4 protein-coding genes are annotated in these 11,356 nt (G+C 56.2%); 2 read left to right on the forward strand and 2 right to left on the reverse strand.

The features are described from left to right. The first annotated feature begins 664 nt into the window (after positions 1-664). The gene (locus VB712_RS00425; protein ID WP_323250984.1) at positions 665-3,442 is read left to right on the forward strand and encodes a bifunctional acetate--CoA ligase family protein/GNAT family N-acetyltransferase; all 2,778 of its coding nucleotides are present in this window, start codon (positions 665-667) and stop codon (positions 3,440-3,442) included. Between the two features lie 71 nt (positions 3,443-3,513). Then, positions 3,514-8,637 carry a diguanylate cyclase domain-containing protein gene (locus tag VB712_RS00430; RefSeq protein WP_323250986.1) on the forward strand — a complete coding sequence of 1,708 codons (5,124 nt, stop codon included), beginning with the start codon at positions 3,514-3,516 and terminating at the stop codon, positions 8,635-8,637. On the opposite strand, the gene VB712_RS00435 is transcribed toward VB712_RS00430, so the two are convergent. Both VB712_RS00435 and VB712_RS00440 read right to left on the reverse strand, forming a co-directional pair. After that, positions 8,634-9,023: a cytochrome c gene (locus VB712_RS00435; RefSeq protein ID WP_323250988.1), complete on the reverse strand. Its 390-nt coding sequence runs from the start codon at positions 9,021-9,023 to the stop codon at positions 8,634-8,636. The genes VB712_RS00430 and VB712_RS00435 overlap by 4 nt on opposite strands. Before the next feature lie 175 nt (positions 9,024-9,198). Next, positions 9,199-11,274, reverse strand: coding sequence for an S-layer homology domain-containing protein (locus tag VB712_RS00440; RefSeq protein WP_323250990.1), 2,076 nt, complete (start codon positions 11,272-11,274; stop codon positions 9,199-9,201). Between the last annotated feature and the right edge of the window lie 82 nt (positions 11,275-11,356).

Consider the following 11,356-nt stretch of genomic DNA (forward strand, 5'->3'; position numbering starts at 1 on the left):
CCAGATGATTTGGCAATTGAATAAAGGGCTGGCTGGGGCATTCCATCCGTTCCTAGGGGGCGATCGCCTTCCCCTGGGAAAGGCCAAACTGATGAACACAACGCTACCCCAGAGCAGGGAGCGATCGTTCTCGCTACACCACTGGACAATAGCGGCATTCCCCCTACACATTCATGATGATCTTCACAGATTCAATTCCAGATCAGGAAAAATAAGCACAGCGATGATCATCGGTAAACCGCTCAAAAAAACAAGCAAAAACTACATAGAATGATCATCTCTATTGATGATAGATAGATCGAGATATTTGAAAATAGGATCTTGTGGGGAGCCTGGTTGTAAAGTTGTCACCGTAGAGATGAAAAATCTTCGCCCCTAGAGCATCTCCCGCCTTGGAATATCTAACCCAGTAGATGCCCAATAAAACATAATTTTAGACCCCTAATCAAACATTAATTGATGCAGTTCAAACTAAAAGTTAAGAAAAAATTAAAACAGCTTCTAGATTGTTAAAAGAATCATTGATAATTGGGAGATCTCTCCAAAGATATCAGTAGAATGAATGGGTGGGTTGCCCTTAAACCTCGACCCTAGAGTGATTTTGTGTATTTTGTAACACAAAATTCACCCCGATTGATTTTTAGAGTTCAGGCTTTTCCCAATTATGATCACATCCCCTCCTCAAACCCATGATCCCGCTCAAAACGTGCTTCGCTATGAGCAACAGCCCTTGGATGTCTTTTTTCGACCCCAAGCCGTTGCCATCATCGGAGCCAGTGAAAAAACCGGCAGCGTGGGGCGAACCCTGCTTTGGAATTTAATCAGCCATCCCTTTGGGGGGATGGTTTTCCCTGTCAACCCGAAACGGCCTAGTATTCTTGGCATCAAAGCCTACCCCAATCTTGCTGCCATCCCTGAGCCGGTGGATCTCGTCGTCATCGCCATTCCCTCCCAAGCGGTTCCCGCCGCCATTGATGACTGTATTGCCCAAGGCGTGAAGGGGGCGATTATTATTTCCGCAGGCTTTAAGGAAATTGGCGCACCCGGGGTGGAACTAGAGCAGCAAATTCTCGCCAAGGCCCGGGCCGGCAACCTGCGCATTGTTGGCCCCAACTGCTTGGGAGTGATGTGTCCGGTATCGGGGTTAAACGCCACCTTTGCCAGCACGATCGCCCGCCCCGGTAATGTCGGCTTTATCAGCCAAAGCGGGGCGCTCTGCACCTCGATTTTAGATTGGAGCCTGCGGGAAAACGTCGGGTTTAGTGCGTTTATTTCCGTAGGCTCAATGCTCGATGTGGGCTGGGGGAACTTAATTGATTATCTGGGGGATGACCCCCACACCCATAGCATTGTGATCTACATGGAAAGTATCGGCGATGCGCGATCGTTCCTGTCAGCGGCGCGGGAGGTGGCCCGCACGAAGCCGATTATTGTCATTAAAGCCGGTCGCACCGAAGCCGCCGCTGCGGCGGCGGCCTCCCACACGGGCGCGTTAGCGGGGAGTGATGAAGTCCTCAATGCGGCGTTTCGCCGCTGTGGTGTGTTGCGCGTCGATACCATTGATGATCTGTTTAATATGGCGGAAGTGTTGGCCAAACAGCCCCGCCCTCAGGGTAATCGCCTGACGATCCTCACTAATGCCGGGGGGCCGGGGGTACTCACCACCGATGCCCTCATTTCCGAAGGGGGGCAACTGGCGAAAATTTCCCCGGAAACTCAAGCGGCCTTAGATGGGATTTTGCCCACCCATTGGAGCCATGCCAACCCCATTGATATTTTGGGAGATGCCGACCCCGAACGCTACGCTGAGGCGATTAAAATTGCCCTCAATGACCCCAATAGTGATGGATTACTGGCAATCCTCACGCCCCAAGCGATGACGGATCCCACCCAAACGGCGAAGAAGTTTGTGGAAATTCTCCAAGACCCCCAACGGCCCGCAAAACCGATCCTCGCCAGTTGGATGGGGGGGGATGGGATTACGCCGGGGGAACAGTTGCTCAACCAGGCGAAGATTTTCACGTTGCCTTTTCCCGATACGGCGGCCCATGTTTTTAACTATATGTGGCGCTATGCCTACAATTTACAGGGCCTCTATGAAACGCCGATGCTGTCGGCGGATACGGAGGAATCCCCGGATTGGGTGAGTCCGGCGCGGCGCGATCGCCCCCAAGTAACGGAGATAATCGCAGCGGTGCGGGCCCAGGGGCGCACATTATTAACGGAGTACGAATCAAAACAACTCCTCGCCGCCTACGGTATCCCCACCGTGGCCACAGAAATTGCCTACAGCGAGGAGGAGGCGGTGGCCCAAGCCGAGGCGATCGGCTATCCCGTCGTGCTCAAGCTCAATTCCACAACGATCACCCATAAAACCGATGTGGGGGGCGTGCGGCTGTTGCTCCAGGATGCGGAAACAGTGCGGGGCGCTTACCGGGGCATTCAAACCTCGGTGACGGCCAAGGTGGGAGCGGAGCATTTCCAAGGGGTGACGGTGCAACCGATGTTGCAGCAAACCCAAGGGGATTATGAGTTGATCATTGGCAGCAGCTTGGATCCCCAGTTTGGGCCGGTGTTGCTGTTTGGCACGGGGGGATCTTTGGTGGAGGTGTTTAAAGACCGGGCCTTGGGGCTACCGCCGTTAAATACGACCCTAGCCCGGCGGATGATTGAGCAGACGAAAATTTACCGCGCCTTGCAGGGGGTACGGGGTCAAAAGGCGGTGAATTTGGAAGAGTTGGAGCAGTTGCTCGTCCGGTTTAGCCATTTAATTGTCGAGCAGTCTTGGATTAAGGAGTTGGATATTAACCCCCTGTTGGCAGGGAGTGAGCATCTGATTGCCTTGGATGCACGGGTGGTGCTCCATGACCCGGAGACGCTGGAGGCGGATTTACCCAAGCCTGCCATTTGCCCCTATCCGTTGGAATATGTCAAGCCTTGGACCCTCAAGGATGGGACGACGGTGGTGATCCGCCCGATTCGGCCTGAGGATGAACCCCTGGTGGTGAAATTTCATGAACCGCTGTCGGAAGAGAGTGTCTATCTGCGCTATTTTCATCTCATGTCCTTAACCAGTCGGGTGGCCCACGATCGCCTCTCCCGCATTTGTTTCATTGACTACGATCGCGAGTTGGCCCTCGTGGCAGACTACAAAGACCCCAACACAGGGGAACATCAGATTCTCGGCATCGGGCGCATCAGTCAATTACACGGGGTCAATGAAGCAGAATTTGCGATGATCATTAGCGATCGCGCTCAAAACCAGGGGTTGGGGACAGAACTCTTGGGACGATTAGCCGCCATTGGCCGCGATCGCCAAATCAGCCGTCTGATGGCAAATATTCTCCCCGAAAACACAGGCATGCAGCGGGTTTGTCAAAAAGTCGGCTTCCAATTACAACGGCCCACACCGGGATCGGTGCTTGCCGTCCTCGACCTGTAACGAGTAGAGCGCCGAGTGGGGGCTGGTCGGGCATCATCCCCCCCACCGCCCTCTTTTTTTCACCACTGCCCATGTTTGACTGCCCCGCCGAAAAAACAAACCAGCCTCTCCTCCGTCGCCTACTCTATGAAAGCCAGCAAACACTGGTCTATCGTGCCTTACGGGGATCGGAAGGGCCGCCCCAGCCGATGATTCTCAAGCTGCTCAGGAGTGACTACCCCACACCGGAGCAGCTACGCTGCTATGGCCATGAATATGAGATCACCCAAGGCCTCAAAAGTCCGGGGGTGATTGAGGTCTACGGCCTCCACCCCTATCGCAATACGGTCTTTTTAACCTTTGAGGATATTGGGGGGCAGTCCCTCGCCCAATATCTCGAAGCCCATACCCTGGGGTTAGAGGAATTTTTTACGGTGGCGATCGCCATCACCACCGCCCTAGCGGACATTCACCGCGCCAGCATCATCCACAAAGACCTCAACCCCAGCAACATCATCTACAACCCCGACAGCGGGCAGTTGAAAATCATTGATTTTGGCCTGGCAAGCCGTTGGCAGCAGGGGGTAGCCGGTGCCACCGCCCCCAGCACCACCCTAGAAGGCACCCTCGCCTACATTTCCCCGGAGCAAACCGGCCGCCTCAACTGTCCCCTCGACACCCGCACCGATCTCTATGCCTTGGGGGTGACGTTTTACCAACTGCTCACCCGCCAATTGCCCTTTCCCTCCGGGGATTTATTGGAACTGATCCATTGCCATCTGGCCCGCACACCGCCCCCACCCCACACCCTGGATCAACGCATTCCTGAAGCCCTCTCCCAAGTGGTGATGAAGCTGCTGGCGAAACCCGTAACGGAGCGCTATCAAACCGCCAAGGGCCTCCAGTGGGATCTCAATCGCTGTCGCCAAGCTTGGCACAACGGCAAACAACCCTTAAACCTGACAACGGATGTTTCCGCTTTTCCCTTGGGGGAGCAGGATTATTTTGAGCAGTTCCAACTGCCGGCCCAACTCTATGGGCGCGATCGCGAGCGGGAAAAACTCCTCAACCTTTGGCGGGGTGTGGTGCAGCAGGAGATCCCCATTGCCTTGGTGATGGTGGCCGGGGGGGCCGGCGTGGGCAAAACTGCCCTGATCCAAGAACTCTACCCCGCCATTACCCAAGCCAGGGGCTATTTCCTCACCGGCAAATGTGATCAACTCCAAGCCACCCGTCCCTACGATGTGATCAGCCAAGCGTTGAATCAATGGGTGCGCCATCTGCTCAGTGAACCGGATCATCTGTTGGCCCAATGGCGATCGCGCCTCCAAACCGAGTTAAGTAATCCCGCTGTTTTGGTGGAGGTTTTGCCGGAATTGGCGCTCATTCTCGGGCCGCAGCCGCCGGTAGTTCCCTTGGGGATTGTCGAAGCCCAACAACGCTTTCATCGGGTCATGGGGCAGTTTCTGCGCCTGGTCTGTCGGCCAGAACATCCCATTGTCCTGTTTTTAGATGATCTGCAATGGGCTGATACCGCCACGTTGAAACTATTGGAGGTGTTGCTCAAAGACCTCCAAATGCGCTCGGCAATCGCCAACCTCTCGCTCCTGGTGATTGGGGCCTATCGGGATGGGGAACTCTCCCCCCACCATCCCCTCCAGGCCCTCCTCACCCCCCAACCGGGACATCCCCCCACCCTCAAACTGGCCTTAGATCCCTTGGCATGGGGGGCGATCGCCGCCTTCCTGGCCACCACCTTTAGCCAGAGCCATCGTCAGGTGGAACCCCTCGCCCACCTGATCCAGGACAAAACCGGCGGCAACCCCTTCTTTACCCGTGAATTTCTCCAAGCCAGCGTCCGCGATGGTCTGATTGCCTGGGATGCCAGCCGTCAGGAATGGCAATGGGATCTAGGGGCGATCGCCGCCCAACCCAGCACCGACAACGTGGTTGAATTCATGATCGCCATGATTCAACAATTTCCCCCCGCCACCCAGCGAGCGCTACGCTACGGAGCCTGTTTTGGCCGTCATGTGGAAGTAGAACTCCTCTCCGAACTCCTCGAACAACCCCTCACCACCACCCAAACCGCCCTCACCCCCGCCCTGAACCACGCCCTCCTCCCCAATCCCCATGGGCAACAATACAGGTTCCGCCATGACCGCATTCAACAGGCGGCCTACGAACTCCTCGCCCCCCACGAGCGGATCAAAGCCCACTACAAAATCGCCCTGCTCTTACTCAAACCCCACAACCCCAGAAGCTACCCCCGCAACATCTTCACCATTGCCGACCACTGCAACTTTGGCTACCCCATCGTTGTCACCTCCATGATCCGCCAACAGGGGGCAGAACTGAACCTGCAAGCCGCCCAGCGGGCCCAAGCCGCCTCCGCCTACGGGGCCGCCCTCAGTTATTGCCGGGCAGGCATTGCCCTCTTAGCCCCCAATTGTTGGTCAAGCCAATATGCCTTAACCCTCAACCTCTATACCCATGGGGCGGACAATGCCTATAGCCTCGGCGAATACGAAGTGATGGCAGCCTATTTACAAACCATCCGCCTCCATACCCGGGCAGTGTTGGATCAGGTCAAAGCCTATGATATTGAGATCCGGGCCCAGATGGCCAAGGGCAATCCTCAAGGGGCAGTGGATACGCTCCGACACATTCTCCGTCGTCTCGATCTGCACTATCCTCCCCAGCCCCATCCGGTGCAGTTGGTTTGGGCCACGGGGTTAACCTTATGGCAACTGTGGCGACAGTCTCCCCTCAAGCTGAATCCCCCCAGTCAACAACCCCCCCAACTCCAAGCTGCCCTATCGTTGATCACGACAACGTTACCAGCCCTCGCCACCGCCACCCCCCGCCTCTACCGCCTCCTCACCATTCGGCAGGTACAGGCGGCGATGCGCTATGGCCATAGCGCCGATTCTGCGGTGGGTTATGGTCATTTTGCGGTGTGGTTGGGGAATGATCTCGGACAACGGCCTTGGGGAATTCGCGCTAGTACACCGATGATCCTGGGCCGGTGGGCCCTAGAAATTGTCGATTATCTCCCCTGCCCGACGGTGCGGGGGCCGATTCTCTGGCTCAATGCTGCCTATCTCCACCATTGGTCGATGCATAGTCGGGAGGTGGTGACGGAACTGCAAGGGGCCTATCAAGCCTGTTTAGATGTGGGGGATCTGGCCACCGCCACCGCTGCCCTGACCACCGGCTATAGCCACCGCTACTACTTGGGGTTAACGGAGGTGGGGGAACTCCACAACACCTTAACCGCCCTGGGAGAGGGAGCGCCGAAAAACCCCTATGCCACCGCCACCCTCGAACTCTACCGTGCTTCTTTGGAAGTGCTCTCCCATCTGGCAGATAACCACCCCACGCTACCCCGCGAAACCCATCTCTACGATACCTTGGTGGCCCGGGCCACCAGCCGGATTGCTTCCCCTGGGGATGATTACGGCCGCTTTGAGTTTGCCCTGAATAAATTGGTGTTGTCCTATTGGTTTGGGGATCCGTTAGCGGCTCGCATCCATGCCCAAACTGCTCACCAATATCAGGATTCGGCTCGGGGAACCTTGGCCTATGGTCTGTGGTGCTTCTACGATGCCCTCACCTGTTTTGCCCTACTCAAATCCGATCCCCCTCCCCACCTGCAAGCATTGTGGCAACGGGCCCAAGCCCATGAACGCCGGTTAACCCGCTGGGCGAAGTGGGGGCCGATTCCCTATGGCCATCGCCTTTGTTTGGTGCAGGCGGAGCGATTGTCCTGCAGTGATGCGACACGACCGGGGTATTTGGGGCAGTTGACGACGGCGATGCGGTTGTATGACGAGGCGATCGCCCTCGCCACTGAGCAGGGTTATCTCAGTGAATTGGCCCTGGCCTATGAACTGGCGGCGCGGTTTTATCTCAACCAGGGCAAAACCTTGGTGGCGAAGGCCTATCTCCAGGAAGCCCGCTATACCTATCAAAAATGGGGAGCAATGGCCAAGGTCGATCACCTTGATGCCAGCTACCCCACCCTCTTTGTCCATCATCTACCCACCACCCCGACCTCCACCACCAGCCACCCCCATCACGTCGATCTCGCCACGGTGATCCAAGCTTCCCAAGCCCTCTCGCGGGAAATTCGCCTCGATCGCCTCCTTGCCCGCCTCATTGAAATGCTGCTCACGAATACCGGCGCAGAGCGGGGCTATCTCCTCAGTCCGGTGGAAGGGCAATGGTTCATTGAAATGGAAGGAGAAGCCGATGCAGCGGGGGAGACGAGCCGCGAACAAGAATCGGTGCAACTACTGCAACATCAATCACCGGAGGGCCGCTTACCCCTATCGCTGTTGGTTTATGTGGTGCGCACCCTCACCACGGTTGTCGTCGATGATGCCAGTCAAGCGATCCATGACCCCGCCTCTCCCCTCTACCAAAGCCATGATTTTTATATCCTCAAGCATCAACCGCGCTCATTGCTCTGCGCCCCCCTCTTTCACCAAGGCAAGCTCTTAAATATTGTCTATTTAGAAAATAATTTAGCGACGGGGGTGTTTAGTGCGGCGCGGTTGGAGTTGGTGCAATTGCTCTGTGCTCAAGCGGGGATTTCCTTGGAAAATGCTCGCCTCTATGCTGCCCAGGAGCAATATACCTACACCCTAGAGCAACGGGTGGCGGAGCGCACCGCTGAACTAGCCCAAGCCAACGCTGAATTACAACGGTTGGCCACCTCCGACGGCTTGACTCATTTGGCTAATCGTCGCCGCTTTGATCAATATTTAGAACAGGTGTGGCAACGGGCAGCGCGGGATCAGGCCATGATTGGCTTGATTATTTGCGATGTGGATTTTTTCAAACAGTATAACGATCACTATGGCCATCAGATGGGGGATGATTGCCTGGTGGCGATCGCCCGCGCCTTAGAGCAATCGGTGAAGCGGCCAGCGGATTTGGTGGCTCGCTATGGTGGGGAAGAGTTCGCGGTCATTCTTCCCGATACGACAGCCTCCGGCTCAATTACCGTTGCCCAACGCATCGGGGTGAAAGTGACAGAGTTAAAAATTCCCCATGCCATGTCGGAGGTTTCCCCCTGGGTCTCGGTGAGTTTAGGGGTAATGAGTTGGCTCCCTTCCCCCCATGAATCACCCCGTGCTTTTTTGTTGGCGGCGGATCGCGCCCTCTACAGTGCCAAACGTCAGGGACGAAACCGTTGGGTCATGGCTTAGAGGCGTTTGAGATACCGGAGCAGATCCGCCATATCTTGGGGGTTGGGTTGAAATTTTGGCATCGGGGGAGTGTCGCCACTGATCACCTGATGGATGATCATCGCGTCGGATTTGTGGCGAGAGAGATTTTCGAGGCTGGGGCCAACGTTGCCAGTGGCATAAACCCCATGGCAACCAGCGCAGTTAATTTCAAAGATGGCATGGCCGCGATCGGCATTCGTGAAGCCATCGCCCTGGCCTTCAAGGGCAAGAACGGCTTGAATATAGGGGTCGCTATCGCTGAAAAAATAAAAGCCAGCACCCAGAAGGGCGATCGCTACGAGCAAAAACAAAATGAAGCGAAGTTGTGGGGAAAAGTCCAATGGGGGCGGGGGGGGGTTGGTCACGGGGGGCAGTTAAACGGGAAAACAGCAAGATCAGCGAAGCAGGAGCGAGCAGTGAGAAGTGCGGGAGAACGCTAAACTTGACTCTATCCTCTCTTCTCTGTCCTCTTTCCTCTTTCCATTGAGCTTGATTGTACATTGACTTTTCCCCGGCCCAGACAGCAGGGGTTTTTTGCGCCTAAACTGCCACCAAATAGGGGGAAGGAATGGGCAACAGGATTCCTTGGTGAACGAGGCTCTGATAGAGCATCACCGCCGCTTCAGCACGGGTGGCTTCCTGTTTGGGAGCCAGATTGGCATGATCAGGATTGCGCACAATCAGGTTAGCCAAAGTCGCAGCGGCAACCGCGCCACGGGCATAGGTGGGAATCTCCGGCCCATCGGGGTATTGCGCCACCAAGGCCTCATCCCCTGGGGTTAACCCTAAACCGCTGGCCAGGGACACGATTAAATGAATCCGCTGTAACCGTTGATCGGGGTGAAAAGTTTGATCCGGGAAACCACTTAAAAAACCGCCGCGATAGGCCTGCACAATGGCACTGTGGCCCCAAAATTCCGGCAACACATCCAGGAATTGTGTTGCGGGCCGGATCGGCTTAGGGTTGAGCATTTTCACCAATAGGGCGGCGTATTGGGCGCGGTTGATCGGTTGATCGGGGCGGAACGTGCCATCACTAAACCCGCTGATCAGTTCCCCACTGCTGAGGCGGCGCAAAAAGGGTTCTGACCAATGATCTCGCACATCCTTAAATGTGGGTAGATAGGGGTCGGGGTTGACCAGGTAGGGGGAGAAGAGGGGGGGCAGGGTTCCCATCGTGACTAGGCTCTGGTAAAGAAAGACCGCCACTTCAGCACGGGTGATTTCCCGTTGAGGGTGGCAGTTTTCCGGGTCGGGATGGGTGGCCATGAGGCGTTTTTCAATGGCGATCGCCATCGCCGCCGTCGCATAACTGGGAATTAACGCCCGGTCGGCGTAGGCCCCTAAACTTTCCAAATTTGCCCCCGTTAACCCCAACCCATTCACCAAGGCCACCACCGCCTGCACCCGCGTTAAATTCTGCTGGGGGCGAAACGTACCATCTTCATAGCCCGCGATAAAGCCCATTTGGGCCGCCTTGGCGATCGCCTCCGCCCCCCAAAAATTCTCCGCCACATCCCGAAAACTGCGCCGCGTCCCCAACTGTCGGGGCAAATCAAAGGCTTGGGCAATCAGCGCCGCAAATTCCGCCCGCGTCAACCGGCCATCGGGGCGAAAACTGCCATCGGGAAATCCCCGCAACAATTGCCGCTCCACCAGTGCCTCAATAAACGCCGCTGCCCAATGGCCCCCCACATCCCGAAACTGGGAAGGCCCTAAACTGCCCTGCTCCACCTCCACCGGGGCCAAATCCACCAACCCCTGAATCCGTTGGGGGGCAATATCATTGCCGGAAATTAACAAGCGGTGACTGGTTTCATTCTCAAGATCACAGCGGCCATTGCCCCGCAGAATATTGCGGCCAGGATCTTGGGGATGGCCTAAATCCGGGCGGGCGGCTTCCTTGGCCACCAAACCAGCGGTTTGATTCTCTTCGAGGCGATTGCGCCGTAACACCGGCTGAACCCGATGGGAGAGGTAGATGCCCACTTGGTTGCCGGTGCAGGTGTTATCGGTGACTAAAGGGGCGCTATCATCGCTGAGGGTGATGCCGTAGCCGGTGGCGTGGCAATAGTTGCGGATCAGTTCTCCCTTGGCATTGCGGCGCAGAAAAATCCCTGCTGAACCGTTGTGGGTGATGCGGTTATCTTGAATTTGCGGCTTACTATTGCCAATCACAGCGATGCCTGCGAGGGTGCAGCGGGTGATCGTAGTGTTGCTCACGGTGGGGGAAGCGGTTTCAATCCAAATGCCGATCCCTTTGGGGGCGCGATTACTGAGGCTAATACCCCGCAGTTGGGCGCGATCGCCCAAAATTAACGTCACATTCTGCTGTTGGAAGGCGTGGCTATAGTAGAGGCCATTGCCCTCAATGGCAATATGTTGTCCATGGTTCCGCTCATCACCAATGATCATCACGCCCGGCGGCACAATCAGGGGGAAGATTTCCCCATGAGCGCGGTTGTAGGTTCCCGGTCGGAGTTGGATAATGGTTTGGGGTTGGGCCAGCTTGAGGGCAGCGGTCAAGGTACGGAGGGGACGGTGGCGATCCGGGGGGGCAGAGGCATTGCTGCGATCGCGATCTTCTGAGCCGGGTTCAACATATAAAGTCTGCATAGCAATCGACAAAAGATGAGCGAAAAATTGTGATCTTCACCGTCAGTTATTAAGATTAACCTGTACCGCGACCTGCGCCGGT

This window comes from Spirulina sp. CCNP1310 (assembly GCF_034932185.1).
In the GTDB taxonomy this organism is placed as follows: Bacteria; Cyanobacteriota; Cyanobacteriia; order Cyanobacteriales; family Spirulinaceae; genus Spirulina.

What these genes read in the sequence shown, in the direction of transcription:
- VB712_RS00425 (WP_323250984.1), top strand. Translation starts at nt 665, where the DNA reads ATGATCACATCCCCTCCTCAAACCCATGATCCCGCTCAAAACGTGCTT.
- VB712_RS00430 (WP_323250986.1), top strand. Translation starts at nt 3,514, where the DNA reads ATGTTTGACTGCCCCGCCGAAAAAACAAACCAGCCTCTCCTCCGTCGC.
- VB712_RS00440 (WP_323250990.1), bottom strand. Translation starts at nt 11,274, where the DNA reads ATGCAGACTTTATATGTTGAACCCGGCTCAGAAGATCGCGATCGCAGC.